The organism is bacterium (assembly GCA_021372535.1).
GTDB lineage: Bacteria > Latescibacterota > Latescibacteria > Latescibacterales > Latescibacteraceae > JAFGMP01.
In genome coordinates, this window is record JAJFUH010000001.1 from 1 (window position 1) to 17,897 (window position 17,897).

Annotated in this window: 16 protein-coding genes; 4 read left to right on the top strand and 12 right to left on the bottom strand. The window is 50.9% G+C overall.

The genetic code is table 11. From position 1 onward, the window contains the following. Positions 1–1,446, top strand: a 1,446-nt coding sequence (locus tag LLG96_00005; protein MCE5248577.1) for a peptidoglycan DD-metalloendopeptidase family protein, incomplete at its 5' end; no start/stop codon positions are given. Between the two features lie 440 nt (positions 1,447–1,886). Here the strand turns inward: LLG96_00005 and fucI are convergent. The 8 genes from fucI to LLG96_00045 form a co-directional block, all read right to left on the bottom strand. Beyond that, positions 1,887–3,752, bottom strand: coding sequence for an L-fucose isomerase (fucI, locus tag LLG96_00010; protein ID MCE5248578.1), 1,866 nt, complete (start codon positions 3,750–3,752; stop codon positions 1,887–1,889). A 405-nt stretch (positions 3,753–4,157) separates the two neighbouring features. Beyond that, positions 4,158–4,802, bottom strand: coding sequence for a plasmid pRiA4b ORF-3 family protein (locus LLG96_00015; protein MCE5248579.1), 645 nt, complete (start codon positions 4,800–4,802; stop codon positions 4,158–4,160). Positions 4,803–5,029: 227 nt separating this feature from the next. Beyond that, positions 5,030–5,404: a YigZ family protein gene (locus LLG96_00020; protein ID MCE5248580.1), complete on the bottom strand. Its 375-nt coding sequence runs from the start codon at positions 5,402–5,404 to the stop codon at positions 5,030–5,032. 84 nt (positions 5,405–5,488) lie between these two features. Next, a complete protein-coding gene (locus LLG96_00025) occupies positions 5,489–6,184 on the bottom strand; it encodes a rhomboid family intramembrane serine protease (GenBank protein MCE5248581.1) in 696 nt (231 codons plus the stop codon). Positions 6,185–6,204: 20 nt separating this feature from the next. Beyond that, positions 6,205–7,005 carry a nitrilase gene (locus LLG96_00030; GenBank protein MCE5248582.1) on the bottom strand — a complete coding sequence of 267 codons (801 nt, stop codon included), beginning with the start codon at positions 7,003–7,005 and terminating at the stop codon, positions 6,205–6,207. 650 nt (positions 7,006–7,655) lie between these two features. Further along, positions 7,656–7,838 carry a ferredoxin gene (locus LLG96_00035; protein ID MCE5248583.1) on the bottom strand — a complete coding sequence of 61 codons (183 nt, stop codon included), beginning with the start codon at positions 7,836–7,838 and terminating at the stop codon, positions 7,656–7,658. A 263-nt stretch (positions 7,839–8,101) separates the two neighbouring features. Then, positions 8,102–9,031: a transketolase family protein gene (locus tag LLG96_00040; GenBank protein MCE5248584.1), complete on the bottom strand. Its 930-nt coding sequence runs from the start codon at positions 9,029–9,031 to the stop codon at positions 8,102–8,104. 19 nt (positions 9,032–9,050) lie between these two features. Next, positions 9,051–9,875, bottom strand: coding sequence for a transketolase (locus tag LLG96_00045; GenBank protein MCE5248585.1), 825 nt, complete (start codon positions 9,873–9,875; stop codon positions 9,051–9,053). A 330-nt stretch (positions 9,876–10,205) separates the two neighbouring features. Here LLG96_00045 and LLG96_00050 point away from each other — a divergent pair, with 330 nt between their 5' ends. Further along, complete coding sequence (locus LLG96_00050) at positions 10,206–10,805, top strand: TetR/AcrR family transcriptional regulator (GenBank protein MCE5248586.1); 600 nt, start codon at positions 10,206–10,208, stop codon at positions 10,803–10,805. 652 nt (positions 10,806–11,457) lie between these two features. Then, positions 11,458–12,798 carry an NCS2 family permease gene (locus tag LLG96_00055; protein MCE5248587.1) on the top strand — a complete coding sequence of 447 codons (1,341 nt, stop codon included), beginning with the start codon at positions 11,458–11,460 and terminating at the stop codon, positions 12,796–12,798. Positions 12,799–13,156: 358 nt separating this feature from the next. Here LLG96_00055 and LLG96_00060 read toward each other — a convergent pair whose 3' ends face one another. Together LLG96_00060 and LLG96_00065 are read right to left on the bottom strand one after the other, a co-directional pair. Beyond that, positions 13,157–14,506, bottom strand: coding sequence for a hypothetical protein (locus LLG96_00060; protein ID MCE5248588.1), 1,350 nt, complete (start codon positions 14,504–14,506; stop codon positions 13,157–13,159). Between the two features lie 14 nt (positions 14,507–14,520). Beyond that, positions 14,521–15,153 carry a hypothetical protein gene (locus LLG96_00065; GenBank protein MCE5248589.1) on the bottom strand — a complete coding sequence of 211 codons (633 nt, stop codon included), beginning with the start codon at positions 15,151–15,153 and terminating at the stop codon, positions 14,521–14,523. Here LLG96_00065 and LLG96_00070 point away from each other — a divergent pair. Beyond that, a complete protein-coding gene (locus LLG96_00070) occupies positions 15,128–15,421 on the top strand; it encodes a hypothetical protein (GenBank protein MCE5248590.1) in 294 nt (97 codons plus the stop codon). The genes LLG96_00065 and LLG96_00070 overlap by 26 nt on opposite strands. On the opposite strand, the gene LLG96_00075 is transcribed toward LLG96_00070, so the two are convergent. After that, entirely contained in the window at positions 15,376–16,566 is a 1,191-nt protein-coding gene (locus LLG96_00075; GenBank protein MCE5248591.1) for a hypothetical protein, read from the bottom strand. The two genes, LLG96_00070 and LLG96_00075, sit on opposite strands and share 46 nt — an antisense overlap. A gap of 95 nt (positions 16,567–16,661) precedes the next feature. After that, positions 16,662–17,444, bottom strand: coding sequence for a 4Fe-4S binding protein (locus tag LLG96_00080; GenBank protein ID MCE5248592.1), 783 nt, complete (start codon positions 17,442–17,444; stop codon positions 16,662–16,664). Positions 17,445–17,897: the final 453 nt, after the last annotated feature.

Here is a 17,897-nt window from a genome sequence, read left to right on the forward strand (position 1 = left end):
TCCTCTGCGGATGTGATTGGGCAGACGATTTCGCCGCTCCGTACGGTGACGGATGTCAACATCGGGCAGACGCAGACAGTCAAACTCACCGACGGGACTTCGGTCACCCTGTCGGTCCTTTCTGCGGAGGAAACCCGCGATGAATTCCGGGATGCGGTCCGCTCGTCGCGTATAAGAGTGTCGGTAAACGGCAAGGAAGTAACACTCGATTCGGGTAATTACAACCTGCCGGTCAGCGCGGGGAGTGTGATGATCGACTGCCCGATAACGAAAGCGTACTATACGAACTCGCAATCCGATTCGTGGGGTCTCGAGAGTGATGTGAGGCTCCGTCTGTGGCCGGCGGGCTCACCGTTCATCAATCCCGGCACCTTTGTCTATCCCGCCGGACAGCGCTGGTTTGCGAGCGACACTCAGATGAGCAACGAGCCGGTGTTCGTCGATGCCGGTGAGGAACCGTCAAGCAAGAAGATATATTACCACAACGGCCTCGATATCGGTGGGCCGGAGGGAATGGTGGATGTCTTTTCGGCCACCGACGGCCTTGTTGTGTCCAAGGGCGTGCAGGCGCTTGAGGGACAGGAGAAGGATACGCCGGTCGCTCCGCGGTACGATGTTATCTACATACTCGATGACAGGGGATGGTACTACCGCTATTCCCATCTCAAGAGCTTCGAGACCAATGTCATCCCCGGCGAGCGGGTCAAAATGGGTCAGAAAATCGGCGAGCTCGGCAAAGAGGGCGGCAGCGGCGGATGGTCGCATCTCCACTTCGAGATAATATGCAGGCAGCCCTCGGGAAAATGGGGCACCGAGGAAGGATATGTCTACCTCTGGGAAGCGTATGCCGCCCAGTATAAGCCGTCTCTTATTGCGGTGGCGCGGCCTCATCAGCTCGTCGCAACCGGGCGGAAAGTCCTGCTCAAAGGCGACAAGTCGCGATGCTTTGACGGCTCCATTGTATCGTATGAATGGCTCCTGAGCGATGGCACAAAAGCGACAGGCCCGGTCATTGAGCATGTTTACAGGCAGCCCGGAATCTACAGCGAGGTACTCAAAGTCACCGACAGCAGGGGGAACGTCGACTATGATTTCACCGTGGTCAATGTAATCGACAAAAACCGTCCCGACAGCCTGCCTCCGACGATTCATGTCACGTATTCGCCGTCATTCGATATACAGCCCGGCGATCCAGTCACCTTCAAGGTTCGTTCGTTCCGCACCGGTCCCGGCAGGGAAACATGGGATTTCGGCGATGGCAGTCCGGGCGACACGACCGCATCGAATCCTCCCGGCGACCAGCATGATCCGCAGGGATATGCCGTGATCGTACACCGGTTCAAAAAAGCCGGACTGTATCTCGTCCGGGTCGAGCGGGCGGGCGAAAACGGCTTCAAGGCTGTAGGACATGTGGATGTGATGGTGGGAAAAGGGACAGGAAAGTAATGGGACACGGAGTTCCGTTTAATAATAAAAAAACTTTTCAGACAGGATAAACAGGATTGAATGAAATAGTTATATGAAGAGACGGGATAAAAAACAAAAACATTTTAGACAGGATTGACAAGATTAACAAGATTAATTGCATTTTAATCTTTTATATACACAGCGTTTAAGCTAAGTTATAGTGATTATATAAATTATATAAACAATTATATACTTTTGATGAATATTGCACTTATTCTTCATTATCTTTTAAATACAATCTCATCTTTTTAATCTTGTTAATCTTGTAAATCCTGTCAAAAAAATGTCTTTATCTTGTCAATCCTGTCAATTTTATTTCTGTTGTTATACCTATATGGCCAGAGTAAAGGGATACAATTTCATCTTGTTAATCTTGTAAATCCTGTCAAAAAAATGTCTTTATCTTGTCAATCCTGTCATTACCTGTATACCGGCCCGAGTTTTTCGCATGCCCTGAAGTCATCGCCGCCGTAACGGTCCCACATGGTCGGTCTGAAGATATCCTTTTGAGGGATATTGTGGAAATCGACCGGGATGCGGAGCATGGCGTTGAGGGTGATCATGTCTGCCCCGATGAGCCCGAACGAGTTACCGTCGTGGTTCGGCCCGATTTTCGACATGTACTCGAAGGATGTCATGCCTCGCGGCGCCCAGAAGGTTTCGGGCCATGTCGGGTCGGTGCGTTTGCTCACATGGTCCGCCACAGCATCCGGGAGATCGATGGTCTCGCCCTCGATAACCGAGCAGGTCAGCTCATCGCCGATGACATTGTAACGGTAGGCGGTCATGGGAATGCCGCCGGGTGTACGATAGTGGCTCGAAAGCCCGTCGCCGGGGAAATATTCGAGTGACGCGCACTTGTATCCCGTTCCTTTGATGGCGGAGTCGATCAGTTTCTTGCGGAGTTTGGCATCGTTACGGATGGCATCGGTAACCGCGCTGATTTCCATGGTATGTTTTTTCGAGACGAGGCCGATGACATCGAGGGCATAATCGAGCGCGCCGGCGCCCGAGTTCCGCTTGTCGATAAATCCTCCCGGAGCGATGCGGCTGATATCGGCTCCGGTTGCCTTCCTGATGCTCTCGACCGTCCAGTTCGTACGGATGTCGGCGAAAAGCTGCGCCATGCCGGTAAGGAGGTGTGCGGCAAGCATGCCGATGGCGTTCTTGCTGTCGTTTTCGGTCGCCACGATGAACGGCGTTCTGAACCCGTTCCAGTCGAAGGAGCTGTTGAGGATTGATTCGGTCAGGTCGTAGTTCGGATAGAGATCGGTCCATGCGCGCTGCCCCTGTGTTCCGGCTGCTACGGCGTTATGGCCCTGCGCGTGCTCGACATCGGCCTTGAATCCCTGCTTCTTCCCGACTGCGGGATCGGCGAGCTTCGGGTTGCCGATCATCATGTCGCGGACGATGAGAGTCATTTTGATACACTCGCGGAGAAGATCGTCGGGCGAACAGGGACGTTTGCCTTTACCGAAATCGAACGAGAACCGCTCCTTCATGAACGCGAACGCCCGTTCGAGCTCGTTATGGTCATAAAATCCCCGCTCCATACGGCCTTTGACCGCAACCATGTCGACCGAAACTGAGCCCATTCCCAGGTACCTGAGCATGATGTTGCGGCGGACATCGGAGCCGATTATTCCCATCGACACGCTTCCGACCGAGAGGTAGTTCTTGCCGCGCATCTCCGCGACAGCCGCGGCGGCGCGGGCAAACCGGACGAGCCGTTCGGCGGCGTACGGGGCAATGTCCCCTTCCTCGGACTCCAGATCGGGATTGTAGATCGAGAAAATCGGCCGTCCCTTCTCATCCATGGCGGCGCAGAATGCCTTGAGCCAGACCGCTCCGGGACGGTCGGTCTGGTTGAGACCGTACGCTGCCTGCTGCCATTCGCTGCTGCCGAGACCCTGCGCGGCGGACATGAGCTCGTCGCTGTACGACCATGAACGGCTTACCCAGATATTGGCGCTCACCCCCTCTTTCGCATAGTATTCCTGGGCAAGAGCTCCTGTACGGGCGCCGTAGACGATTTCCGGCGCAACGACGACCCTTACGGGTGTGCCGTCCGGGAGTTTTACTGCGCCGGTGATCAGCTTATGGACACGTTCGACCATCCGCCATGTTTTTTCACAGTTTCCCTCGTATGCTCCCGTCCTGCCGTCCGCAACAGGAGTGATCGCGATGGTCGGCACATGCCCGGCAAGCCGGCGCGGCGTTTCGGTAAAGCGGCGTGCGGAAGCCGCGAGAGCGTTAAAATCCGGTGTCATACCGCCAGTCTTCATGATCGATGCTCCTTGTAAATGAAGTATATACAGTAACTTCCATTAGTGCTTTTTTTTCATGTCATTAACGCCGTGTTTTTTGGGGGCGGTGAATACTATCTATTTCACGCTGATTATTCACAAACACCGGAAAAAGCACAGGTAATTATGGCGTATACTCATCAATAACAATGTTATAACGTTATTCCGGCTTTCACATGATCCCCCTCGGCTCCCGCCGCGACGCCGAGCAGCACAGCGAACCGTATCCCCCTTATTACAGAAAGGGGGAATCGCACCATCTCCCCCCTTAAAAAGGGGGGATGCCGAAAGGCAGGGGGGATCTTTTTTGAGAAAAAATACAAGTTTATGAATTATCCGGCTTAACGCGCCCGATGATACAATATAATACCATATGCCTGAAAATCAGTCATAGGATTCGTCATCGTGATACCCTGCCATCAGGCCGCCATAATCGCCGTACTTGTTTCCGGAAGAGTAACCCCTGTAATACTTGTCTTCAAGATCGTCCTCATCATCCAGTTCATGGACAGGGTCGTCATCATCCTCCATTTCGCTGTACTGGGGCGGGCTGTCTCCGATGCGTTCGGTAATTTTAGGGTATTTGCCGCCCGATGAATCGGTATCGACCGAGAGAACGAATACCTCATGCATCCAGTCATCACCGAAGTCAAACCAGTAGAAAAATGTCTGGCCGTCTTTCAGGTTGAGCGAATCGATGCTGGTTTTACATACACTTCCGGCGATGTTATCGGATGATGTCAGATCCGATGGATCATAGGGCATAATGTACCGGACTGCATCACGGGCGTGCATCTTCGATCCGAACTGAAACTCGTAGAGATGTTCGTCAAAACGGTCGAATGCGGTAAAAATCGAATCATGGAGGTTTTCAAGGGTCTGGCTTCCAAGAATCTGGATTGTCCGGGATACTTCGGGATTTTCATCAAAGAACTCGTCGTTTACGGGGCCGCTCATCAGGGTAACTTTAAGGGTATACAGTTTCTCTGATGTCTTTTTGCCGGTTGTTTTTGAGGGTGTCTTTTTCATATAAACCTCGTCCTTACAATACCTGTTGAACGGTTTCAACTGTTTGTCCGGTAATTACTGTCTTATCGGTAAAAACCATGGTTATGTTATTTGCACATATTATCAATAATAACAACATAATACACAATGATATTAACCTGCGCAATCTCTGACGTAAATATAAGGGTGTCTAAAAAAAAAGTATAGCATAATTCAACAGGAAAATGAAAAATATTTAAAAAAATTGTTCAGAAACCCAGCGCGCTTTTTGCCGCATCACGATACGCGCGTTTCAGGTTCCCCGGACCGAGCTTTATACCACCCCAATAGCGTGTCACGGTTACGAGGATATTGGTGATATCGCCGTTTCTCAGGAGAAGGAGAATTGGCATGCCTCCGGTGCCGTGCGGCTCGCCGTCATCCGACATTCCCTCCCTTACCGGGTTTCCGGCAATACGGAATGCAAAGGCAACATGACGCGCCTTGCGGTCGGCCGCTTTTATCTCTTTCACGATGGCGCGGGCAGCGTTTTCATCGGTTACCGGTATTACCGTTCCCACGAAAGTCGATTTCATCACTTTATGGGGAGGCCCGGTTTTTGCCCCCGGAATAACCGGTTCCATATTTTAACGTCCAGTTGTCGATGTGTTATACATATATCCGTTATACGCGCGTATATGCGAGCGGCGGCGTTTTTTTAATCAGCTTCAGCGGCCATGGTGATACCGGCGCCGCAGTTCCCACAGCGTCCACACAATCCCTACGACAAAACCGGCCACATGTGAAATGAATGCCACACCACCCTGTCCGGCGGCGCCTTCCGCGGCAACGATGCTCGTCATGCTCTGGCTGAGCTGTATTACAAACCAGAGCCCGAGCATGATGAATGCCGGAATGGGGATAATCCGCACAAAAATGATCAGTATCACCAGACAGTATATCCGTGAACCCGGAAACCGTAAAAAATACGCTCCTAAAATGCCCGCTATCGCGCCGGACGCACCCACGAGCGGCACGGTTCCGGCGGGAAAAGCGAACGCAAACGCCAGAACGGCACAAATCCCGGAGGCAAGGTAAAAAACGAGAAACCTGAAATGGCCGAAATCGTCCTCGACATTACGGCCGAAAGCCCAGAGATAGAGCATATTTGCGCCGAGATGCAAAAATCCGCCGTGGGAAAACATACTCGTCATAATCGAAAAATACGGAGTCATACGGCCGGGAATACTGACCGTTCCCGGATGAAAGAAATCGACCGGTATCATGCCATAGAGCCGCACCGATTGCGCAACCGATCCCGGACCTGTCAGCTGTATCCAGAAAACAGCAGCGTTAACCGCGATGAGCAGCAGTGTCATGAACGGAAATCGTGACAATGGTCTGTCGCTGTACAGGGGAAACATGACCGCCCGCTCCTCGTTTTCTATGATTCGGTGATTTCTTTGTAGAATCCGGGTTGCCTGGTTTTGAACAAGTCACTGTATTTATTGATACTTTTATTGTCCGCATCGACGGGGTTGATGTCGACGACAGCGACATGGTCGCCTTCAGGCGGCGCGCTTGCGAGCACCTCGCCACCCGGAGTCGTTATCTGGCTTGCGCCGGTGAAACTGAAGGTTTTGTCGCCAACAGTTTCACTGCCGTAACGGTTGGCCGTGACGGAGAATACGCGGTTTTCAATGCTCCTGATTACCATGGCGCGCTGTCCCCAGGGAAGCACGAAGTTGACGGGGTGACAGATTATCTGTGCGCCTTTGAGGGCAAGAACCCGTACGGATTCCGGGAAAAACCAGTCGAAGCAGATGATCATGCCGAGCCTGAATCCGTTGAAATCGTGCACGGCGAACGGGATATTCCCCGGCTCGAAAATGATGGTTTCCGTTCCGAAGAGGTGAATCTTGCGGTAGAGTTCACGGCTCCCGTCGGGACGGAGGAGGGCAGCGGAATTGTACAGCCTGCCGCCGTCATTCTCGGCGAATCCCACCACGATTCCGCACGACCGCTTGGCGGCGACCTTCATGAGCGCATCGAGACTCGGCGATGTCTCGAACCGTTCGGATATGCCCGCCAGATCGGCCTTTTTCAAAAACGTATACCCCGTCGTCGCGAGTTCCGGAAGGACAAGGAGATCGGCCTCGGCCGAGGAGATAAGACGTTTCATTGTTTCCACATTGGCCTCGACCGCGCCGAATTCCGGCTTGAACTGAATATAACCAACTCTCATATTATCAGACCCTTAAGCAAAACGATGATATATTCCCGTGTGTATGAATTTCATCCACCGGGGGATTTTTTACGCGCCTTACGGAAATAAATGTCAAATATACGGACCGGGATGTCAAGTATTTCGTGCAGGTTCGTGGAAATTTTCAATTCGAGCCGACAGATCAGGGTAAACCGGGGATTGTCATGTTTAAAAGCACCGGTTTTATTTATACCGGTTATCCAGTTAAATCAGCCAACATGATTTATCCCCCTCGGCTTCGCCGTTTCCCCCTTATAAAGGAAAGGGGGATGAAAGTGCCCCAAAAGCCGCTCCCCCCTTAAAAGGGGGGATGCCGCAGGCAGGGGGGATCACATACTATCGGAAGAAATAATTCTTTTTAAAAGTCTTGTGATATAGTCTGTTAGTGTGGATATAAGCTGTCAAGGGTCGGCACGAAGTGCCGATTTACATGCCCTTGACAGCACCGAAACAATACATTTCATTATCGGGCTCGTGAAAAATATACTTTTTCACAGCCCTCTTAAAAAGGGTTTTCTATGCTTATCAAACTGGATAACCGATTTTATTTTATACCATATTAATATCATCAGGCAATAAAAAAGGCGAGCCTCAAAAACCCGCCTTTTGTATGCACATAATACGGTAGATTATTCGAACGATATCGCCTCAACCGGGCAGCTCTCCGTCGCTTCGATAACGCACTGTTCGAGATCGGCAGGGACGGTATCGACAATTACAACCGCAACATCTTCCATTTCGAATACATCGGGGCATGTGTCAACACAGAGACCGCAGGCTGTGCAGAGTGTGGGATCAACAAATGCTTTCATGGCACGCTCCTTGTAAAAAATTCCTGTCTTTCAGGAATAATAAACAGTAAAACAGTGCGAAGCCGCAAGTACTTTTACCGGAGTCTGTGTATTTTCTGTAACTCAATATAAAACAACAGATAATATTTACTTAACGACATCTTTATTACATTTTTCAGCGGTTGTTACTCCCGTAAATCCCATAAAAGCGCCGGAAAGGCCGCTCGAACCTTGCTTCATTAAAAGTTTTTTCCACGGGTACGGGCGTTATTTAACCTCGCGCTTTACCTGCCGAGAGCTTCTTTTACAACTTCCGCGATGCCTTCCGGATCGAAACGGTATTTTTTATAGAGATCCTCACAGGTTCCCGATTCGCCGAACGCATCCCTGAGGCCGTGACGGGTGAGCTTCCCCGCGCCCGATTCGGCCAGAACCTCGGCAACGGCCGTTCCCAGACCGCCGATGATGTTGTGATCCTCGACGGTGACGATGTGTCCGGTTTCACGGGCGCAGCGCCGTATCGCTTCGGCATCGATCGGTTTAATCGTATGGATATTGACCACGCCGGCCGAGATGCCGTCCTTTTTGAGCAGCTCCGCTGCCGCGACGGCATGATGAACCGGCCCGCCCGAGGCCATGATGGTTATGTCTTTCCCCGGGACAAGCTCCACAGCCTTGCCGATAGTGAACTTATACCCGGGGCCATTGACATCGGTGACATTCTGACGGGTGAGCCGCAGATAGCTCGGGACATCGTTTTCCACCATCCACCTGACCGCAAGCCGTGTCTCGATGTCGTCCGCCGGCTGGATGACGGTCATATGTGGCAGGCCGCGCATGAGACCGATATCCTCGAGCCCCATCTGCGAATTGCCATCTTCGCCGATGCCGATGCCTGCATGGGTTCCCACGATACGGACCGGGGCTTCCGAGTAGGCCACGGAGATACGGATGGTGTCGTAGCGGCCGGTGACGAAACACGCGAACGAGCAGATGAACGGTTTTTTCCCGGCGAGCGCGAGTCCTGCGCCGGCGCCGATCATGTTCGCCTCCGAAATGCCCATTTCAAAGAAACGGTCGGGGTATTTGTCCGCAAACATCTTTGACATGGTGGATTTGGACAGGTCCGCATCGAGCACCACAATGTCCCTGTGAATACCGCCAAGCTCGAGGAGAGCCTGGCCGAACGATTTTCGTGTAGCCATTTTTGCCATGATTTTCTCTCCTCCGCTCTTAAGCGCTCAGCTCTTCAAGGGCTTTCGCTTCCTGTTCTTTGTTCGGGGCGACGCCATGCCAGTCGACGAGACCTTCCATGAAGGATACGCCTTTCCCTTTGACCGTATCTGCAATGATAAACGTCGGTTTACCCTTTGTCGATGCAGCCTCATTGAAAGCGTCAATGATGTCGTCAAAATCGTGCCCATCCACTGAAATCACGTGCCAGCCGAATGCTTTCCATTTGTCGGCAATCGGTTCGATAGGCATGACATCCTTCACATACCCGTCGATCTGAGCCTTGTTGTAATCGAGTATGCACACGAGGTTGTCGACCTTGAATTTGGGAGCCGCGAGGGCCGCTTCCCATATCTGGCCCTCCTGGCTCTCGCCATCCCCGATGAGGCAGTAAACGCGGAACGCGTTGTTTTCGAGCTTTGAAGCGAGCGCATATCCGAGGGCGATACTCAATCCCTGGCCGAGCGAGCCGGTGGATGCTTCGAGGGCTGAAAGCCTGCACCTGTCGGGATGTCCCTGAAACGGGGAATCGACCTTGCGCAGGGAAAGCAGGCTCTCGCGGGGCCAATATCCGAGGTTTGCCATGACCGCGTACTGTCCGGGGATGCCATGACCCTTCGAGAGAACGAAACGGTCGCGGTTTTTCATCGACGGGTTTTTGCTGTCGTGGTTCATGACATGACCATAAAGCGAGACAATGATCTCGATCTCGGAAAGAGACCCGCCCGAATGGCCGCTCTCCGCGGCTGTGAGCATTTTGATGACATCAATGCGCGATTGACGTGCCAGTTCCCTGAGATACTCTTTATCATAAGGTTTTGACACGATTAACCTCCTTTGAGTAAATAAATTCCATGTAAATATCTATTTAAATCCCAATATACGAAATGCCGGAATAAAAAAAAATAAAAAAGGCGGCATCGTTCGGAGAGCAGGCGAATACCGGGTACGTATCATGGCGACATCGAAGTGAATATTCCGGCGGAAACGAATGAATTCCGATATATGATATGCGCTGCCTGTAATCGCGAAATGGTGTGTCACTGTGTTACTATCCAGTCGGTTTGAATAATTGTACTTGACATCTCTATATTCAGCGTTTATAATGCTGTAAACTTAAAACGATTATAGTTTCCGGTTTATATGGGGCTTTTCATGACCGCTAAAACATACCAGACAACGACAAATCTTGTCGAAAACATTATTCGGAGCGCCGCGGAACGCTTCAAAAAATACGGGTACGGGAAAACGACAGTCAATGAGATTGCCGCCGATCTTCACATCAGTAAAAAAACCCTTTATGCAATATTCCCGTCAAAAGAAGAAATCGTTCGCGAGGTGGCATGGCGCGAAACAGTGGAGATAATAAGAAAATTCAACTATACGGTCCCGACTGACATGAAGTCCGATTCACTCCTCATCGCTCTGTGCAGATTCATCTTTCTCGACAGGATTAAAAACGGGAAAACAGGGCTGTTCCGGGGAATATACAGTGAAGACCTCGAAATTAGAAAAGCCTTTACCGGCGCACTCAGCCGTGTAATCGCGACGCTCTACGAGGATGGCATCAAGCGCGGTCTTCTGAAACCGCTCGACCCTGTTTTTGCAGCCTCGGTTGTCGTGAATATGGTCGACACCGCGACAGGGTATTTTCATGCGGCAGAACAGCCTGTACAGATGTTTGACGGCGCGTTGAGATTGATAGCGGACGCTGTCTCTTACAAAGACCGTATTGCTTTTAATGCGATGGGATAATGTTGTGTCGCCATAAATCCGTATCGTTTTACAGATCCGCATACCGGAATGCCCCTGCATCGAACGGTTGAAAGACTGTTGACAATTTTTCAGTATAATGATTTTTATATCTATTTCTGATAATTCCGGTACATATTCCGGTAACTTGCTGAACGGGAACATAATAGAAAGAAAAATACGATTGCATCAGGATTTTATGCTCAGAACAATCTGTAAATAAATAGTTTATATAATACATGCTTGATTCGGACAGGTGATTTTACTTTTCATGGCATACAAACAGGACTGACCCCGATTTTCGTGTTTCTGTCGTTACCGTTCGGTCGTTTACCCCTGTGTGGAAAACTTATATGTATGCATCGCAACCAGTTTGGAGTTTTCGGGACTCTATAAGTATAAAGCGACAACTCGTGACGCTTTAAAATGTCTCAAATTCAGCTTATTGACACATTACTGTTTCATGAAAATGATATCGGGCGAACCGTGAACGGCAGCGGCGATAATGGTTTTTTGCTAATTCATATGTACAGATAATCTGAGAATTTCTTGACCTGCTGTCAGATACCCCGTATTATTACAAGAGTATATTGAGGAGACTCACCATGTTCGATATAATCGTGCTGACACCATCAGCGGATCATGGAGGTATATAATGCTGGAAAAGATTTTCAGGCTCAGGGAAAACAACACGACAGTGCAGACAGAGATCATCGCGGGCGCCACGACATTTCTTTCCATGGCGTATATTATTTTTTTCCAGCCCGCGCTGCTCTCTCATGCGGGGATGGATTTCGGATCGGTGATGATGGCCACCTGCCTGTCATCGGCGGTTGCCTGTATTGTCATGGCGCTGCTTGCAAATTACCCGATAGCGCTCGCTCCGGGTATGGGTGAGAATTTCTTTTTCGTTTTCACCGTGGTGATCGGGATGAGTGTGGCTTGGGAAAAAGCCCTCGGCGCTGTTTTTGTTTCGGGGGTATTGTTCCTGATTCTTACCTTTGTGCGGGTCAGGGAGATGATCATCGATGCGATTCCGGAAAGCCTCAAGAACGCCATTCCGGCCGCCATAGGGATTTTCATAACCTTCATCGGTCTCAGCTACGCCGGAATCGTGATAAAAGACCCCGGAGGCGGTATCGTCGCCCTCGGCGATCTGCGTTCCCCGCCGGTCATTCTTTCCCTGATCGGTTTCATCGTCGTCGTGGCATTCATGATATGGAATATCAAAGGTGCCATGCTGCTCGGCATGATTGTGACCGCGGTTATCGGCATATTCATGGGCGTGGTGAAGTACTCGGGGATTGTGGCGGCACCGCCCTCTATATCGCCCACATTCATGAAACTCGATATCCGGGGCGCCCTGGAGCTGAATTTTATCGGCGTTCTGATCGTATTCCTTCTCATGGACATGTTCGACACCATCGGAACCCTTATCGGAGTCGGTCAGGCAACCGGTATCATGCGGGACGGGAAACTGCCCCGGGCGCAGCGTGCCCTCTTCGCCGATGCTGTCGGCACGGTGACGGGCGCCCTCATGGGTACTTCCACCGTGACATCGTACATCGAAAGCACAACAGGAGTCAGGGAAGGCGGCCGCACCGGTCTCACGGCGGTCGTTGTGGCGGTGCTCATGGTTTGTGCGATATTTTTCAGCCCCCTTGTATCCATGATCGGCGGCGGATACGATGTGTACGACAGCAGCGGCAATTTCCTCTATAAACTGTATCCGGTGATAGCCCCAGTTCTCATTCTCGTCGGCTCGTTCATGGCAAAAACGATACGCCGTCTCGATTTCGACGATCTGACCGAGGTTATTCCGGCCTTCATGACCATCGTGGTGATGACATTGACCTTCAGCATCATGCACGGCCTTGCGGCGGGATTTATCCTCTATCCTGTGCTCAAGCTCCTTTCGGGCAGAACGAGAGAGGCGTCGTGGCTCATGTATCTGCTCGGGGGTATGCTCGTTCTCAAGTATGTGTTTTTAGGGTAAACGAAAAAAAAGACACATAAAACCAGGGTGCACTCTCACCAATGAAAACCCCGCAGCAGAACTGCGGGGTTTTTTACTCTGATATACATGACGACAGTATTTGTTGCGCATCTTATTTATTAGGATAGATACCGAAACGAGTCCGGCATGACCGTCATCCTGAACTTGTTTCAGAATCTTTATTTCTCTATGCTCATTTATAAGTGTTACTCTGATAATCCATGCGGATGCTCATATTCTATAACTTTATCGTCTGCTTTTTCAGCTCGGTTTTGTACGGTCCGACCTGGTATCTGCAGAGGATAATGTATTCAGCGCCAGCCTCCGGGCCAACCCATGTGGCCCCGCAGCTGAAGCCTCACCCATACTCGAAATTGCCCTGAGCCACTACTTCGCCGTCAGCTCTGACGATTCTGTAAGTCGGCTCTTTGGGACGGTTTTTCAGTCTGGAAGACACCGGGATTGCGCTCTTGTTTCCCGAGATACGGCTCAATTCGGACAGGAACTCTCCGCCGGTACCCTCGATATTGAAACTCAGCGATAACCGTGAAGACCTGCCGGTTTTTATCTGTGCATTCGGAATCGACATCTTCGGTATGGCGACGGTCGGCGTGTATGGCTCGCCCAGAGTGAGAATCGCTTCGCTTGCACCGTCCACGGTGATCCACGGGCTTTCCGCTGTCGCGCCGGCGCAGATACGCCAGAGATCCCCCTGTTCATCCTTGCGGAACACCTCGTAGGTCAGCAGACGGTATTTTCCTTTCGGGATCATAATCGTATTGCCCGGCTCATACATTATGAGGCAGTGCTTTTTATCCTCGGTGTAAAGCGACAGCCGTTTTGTCGACATTGTCAGTTTGAGCGGCGCCAGACCTTTTGTTATTTCCGTCAGGGTAACCGTGCCTTTCGCGGTGCTGATATTCATTTCAAACAGCTTGCCGTTCACAAGCAGGTAATCCCCGCATGTCTGGACATCAGAACTTTCCATGGATTCACCGTCGGACAGAAATATATGATCGCCCGCGGTAACAATAATCCGCCTGCCGTACATTCTCATATTGTCCGGTATGAAGAGCCGGTCGTCGAAGCGCCCGTTTACATTGGAATCACCGAGCATAAAAATGTACTTTTTTTCGCCGACCGAAAATTCGCCGCGGTATGAGCAATTGAGCCTTAAATAGGCGTTCAGATACTGGTTGAGTGTATTTTCCTCGATCCCGAACTTTTTAAATCCATTCAGTCCGTTTCCGGAGATTACCGGCCGAAAGCTGTATGGCAGCGATTTGCCGTCGACTTCGACCGTTATGTCCACGGGGGAAAACTGCACCTGACAGTAACTCTTATTGCTGTCGGGTACAATTTTGCCGTCGATGGGAGGATCGTCCGTCAGGTTGCCGTTTCCGTTCGCATCGAAAAAGTAACGGTTATAAAAAAGATCGTCCGCATTTTGCATATCGATGACTGCAAGACGTTCACGATCGCCCAGTTTGATGAGCACATAGACGGGCTTTTTGCTCTTGAACGCGGGTAATTTCCATGTGCCCGGCGGGGGCTGGAGTGAACCGTTCAGGTCCTGATACCCATTGGGGAAGTTTGTTCTTTCCGGGTAACGTTCGTATTTTATGGGAATTTCGAGCCCGGAAGCAGAGATCGTCATCATGCCCGATCCTGCGATGAACAGCATGACAGCGAATATATATTTTCTCACATCACCACTTCCTTTCATTCGGAAACAATATGGCTATCCTCTGAATTTTCAGCAGATTGCAGATGAAATACCGAATCGAAACGGTCATGGTATACCTTGTTGTTGAATGTCAGGATCATAAACGGGATCAGTATCACGAAAAGTACCAGACCGGTGACCAGTCCGACCGCAAATATCTGGAAAAGATCATTGATATGTAATGTACGGCTCTCGATAATGGAAACACTAAAGACGATGAGAGTGAATCCCACGGAGGAAATAAGAGCATGTACTATGAGAAGCCATAACCTGAAACGGGAAGGATTGTACTGTTTTCGGGTGATGGCTCGCGATGCGGTCAAGCTGACAAGTATGACCGAAGAGCAGAAAGCATACATGATCATGTATGGTCCCGTCTGGATCTGATCCGATATAGATGTCGATGTCAGTATGGTAACGATACCCCCTGCAGCCAGAATGACAACTGCCAGGAAAAAGGCGGCAATCCCGCGTTGGTTTTCGAGTAAACACGAGAGAATCCACACTATGCCGAGACCCGTCACAACATTGTTGATCGTCTGAAACATGAGTAACGTAACCTCATGAGGGATGGCCAGTTCAGCGAACAGCGCCAGAGCGTGGATGCCAAGGACCGGTACAAGCACCATCCATGCCTGCCATTTCCTGTTGGCTTTCAGCGCGAGCAGGGGCAGCAGGAGGATAACCAGCTTCCAGAGAAACAGCCGCGCCAGTGTCCCGGTCAGGCTCCAGTGGACGATTACCGGAGCGCCGTCTTTCGGCCCCAGTTCGCCAATTTTCCGTGAGACAACGATTTTCAGATCGCCGTATGTTGTGAGAGGTACTCGCCATGAGTACGCGCAGGGGCCGCTTCACCCATACCGGAACGAGCCGGATGCTATCTTCCGGTTGTTATGATATACGGTGAATTTCGGAGCAGAGAGGTTGTCTCTCTTTGTCTGATCGTACAGTTCTCCGCCTGCCCCTTTGATACAATAGGTCATGGCCAGCGTGCTGCCGAAACGCTTCACTTCCGCAGTGTGTATCAGGGGGGAGCCGATCGGGAGGTGCGCGGGATTGTCCACGGTGACTTTGACCGGCAGCATCGGGGACGAATAGAATAATCCGAGCGAATTGTTGCCGCTATCGATAAAAACGTTTTTAACCACATACGACCGCGCGGGAATGGTGACAGTCGTACCGGGTGAATCGAGAACAACCGCCGCAAGACTCTCCGGTTCCGAAGTTTCGAGAACGAGACGGCTGATGTTTGTCCCGTCCAGAATGAGCGTTCCCGCAGGAGGAGTTGTCTCGGTAAAGACCGCTGTCAGTCCCCCGCCTTTCTCGAATGACTCGAACCGGAAATCGAGATCGTACTGATGCCCGTCCAGAAACAGGCTGTACGGAACCGGCATCTTGTAAAGAGTGTTGTTTTGTGATTTGGTTATATTCCGCTTGAAGAAAAAAACATCGATCTGTTGTTTTTCAGGTTCCCTGAAAGGCGTCAGAAGATACATGTCGTCCGGACCGATAACGCCGTCAAGGTTGTCGGAGATGGTTAACGTCCACTGTTTCCCGTCGAGCACGACCGTTCCCTGCCAGCCGGACCGGACGATCATGGTGCAGCTTTTATTATCGTATAAAAAAAAGCTTATGTCGACGGAATACCGGACCGCGGTTGCTCCATGAGTAAATTCAAACTGGATGTCCCTGAAGCTGATTACACGGTTAAGCTCGTTGCCCCTGTAAACTCCGGATATATCGTCGGTAATGTCGAGGTTACGGTTCTCATCGAGATACAGTATCCCCTCGGGGCGATCGAGCGCGAAACACATGTTTTCGCTCTTGTTACGGCCGGTCGGAAGCACACCGCGGATAATCTCGCGGTTTCCGAAATCCGGTTCTTTTTTGAACTCGATTTCCGTGTTTTCAAGCAGAATGTCGAAATAGAGGATGGAGAGACCGTCATCCTTGAAGGGAAGCTGAAAAACATGGATGCTTTCCGGCGTGCTGTCGGAAAGAGCGGACACGGCGGAGCAGGCGGTTGCACCATATAAAAACACCGCAGCGCCGACGTAAAATATGTATACAAACCTTCTCATATCACAAAACTATTATAGTGCTCCTGAAAAAGCAAGAAAAAATTCTCGGTTTATTTTTATCCCGATTTTTTATCGGCTGTAATCGTGCATGCCGATTGGCATTCGTGGCAGACTATGCAGTCAGGGGAACGGTTCGGCGCGATCCCCTCGGCGATCCGCTCCGATGGCGTAACATCGGTCGGGCAGGCTTTGTCGCACCGTTTACAGGATAGACAGGTTTCCGTGGGAACCGATACTGTCCACACACTGATAAAATTGAGCGGCGCCAGCAGCGCACCGATGGGGCACAGCGTTTTACAGAATGCCCTGCTGGAAAAGATCACCAGAACGAGCACAACCGCCAGCACGGTCAGCTTCACTGCCATTGACAATGAAATATCCTTAAATCCTGTGGAAACAAGACCGGGTATGGTGACCTGGAGCGCCGATGCCGGACAAATCCGGCAGAACGAGTACATGGTCTCCGACCCGAGGAAAAAGGGTATGAGGAGCACCATGAAAATCAGCACCGCGTATTTTATCGAGCCTGTCCAGCGCGGCAGGGTGAATTTCCGTGTGGGTATGCGGTGCAGAATATCCTGGAGAAATCCGAACGGGCACACCCATCCGCACAGCAGCCGTCCGAAGAGCACCCCGATAAGGAGCACCGTTCCGAGCGCCAGAAAAGGGAAAACGTGGTAACCGGAGTAGTGGACGAATACCCCGACCGGGCAGGCGAACCACGAAAGAACGCATGAATGGCAGCTCAGCACGGGATTGCAGAACCATTTGAGCTCCGGTCCCCATGAGCTGTGCAGCATGAGCAGCGAAAGGAGCTGTGTTATTCTTCTCTTGATCATAATCCGGATTCACCACGGAGACTCGGAGATACGGGGAAAAACATCATAAATTCGAAAATCCTTTTTTACCGGTTATCCGGTTAAATCGTCTGACATGATTGATCTCCCTCGACTTCGCCGTGTCCTACTTATTAATGAACGGGGGATGAAAGTGTACCACCGCTCATGCCGCAAGCAGGGAGGATCACATACTATAAGCGTGGTGAAAAACTCTACATGTCTGAATTTTGGCTGTCAAGGGTCGGCACAAAGTGCTGATCCCCGATTAATGATTCGGGGACATGTTTACATGCTGGTGACGCCCTGAAATCTACGATGAATTGTATTGTAATACATTGATTATAAATAGAATATAGACCATTAAATCCTGTGAATTTATAAACCCGTTGAAAAGCCCCGCGGTCACAACCGGTTTTCGGAAAAAGAATGGGTGCTGTCCGAGCGAGCCGAAGG

Coding starts and splice junctions, on each gene's coding strand:
- LLG96_00020 (MCE5248580.1), bottom strand. CDS start 5,404: ATGGAACCGGTTATTCCGGGGGCAAAAACCGGGCCTCCCCATAAAGTG.
- LLG96_00035 (MCE5248583.1), bottom strand. CDS start 7,838: ATGAAAGCATTTGTTGATCCCACACTCTGCACAGCCTGCGGTCTCTGT.
- LLG96_00050 (MCE5248586.1), top strand. CDS start 10,206: ATGACCGCTAAAACATACCAGACAACGACAAATCTTGTCGAAAACATT.
- LLG96_00055 (MCE5248587.1), top strand. CDS start 11,458: ATGCTGGAAAAGATTTTCAGGCTCAGGGAAAACAACACGACAGTGCAG.
- LLG96_00015 (MCE5248579.1), bottom strand. CDS start 4,802: ATGAAAAAGACACCCTCAAAAACAACCGGCAAAAAGACATCAGAGAAA.
- LLG96_00030 (MCE5248582.1), bottom strand. CDS start 7,005: ATGAGAGTTGGTTATATTCAGTTCAAGCCGGAATTCGGCGCGGTCGAG.
- LLG96_00065 (MCE5248589.1), bottom strand. CDS start 15,153: ATGGTGCTTGTACCGGTCCTTGGCATCCACGCTCTGGCGCTGTTCGCT.
- LLG96_00025 (MCE5248581.1), bottom strand. CDS start 6,184: ATGTTTCCCCTGTACAGCGACAGACCATTGTCACGATTTCCGTTCATG.
- LLG96_00070 (MCE5248590.1), top strand. CDS start 15,128: ATGCCAAGGACCGGTACAAGCACCATCCATGCCTGCCATTTCCTGTTG.
- LLG96_00040 (MCE5248584.1), bottom strand. CDS start 9,031: ATGGCAAAAATGGCTACACGAAAATCGTTCGGCCAGGCTCTCCTCGAG.
- LLG96_00080 (MCE5248592.1), bottom strand. CDS start 17,444: ATGATCAAGAGAAGAATAACACAGCTCCTTTCGCTGCTCATGCTGCAC.
- fucI (MCE5248578.1), bottom strand. CDS start 3,752: ATGAAGACTGGCGGTATGACACCGGATTTTAACGCTCTCGCGGCTTCC.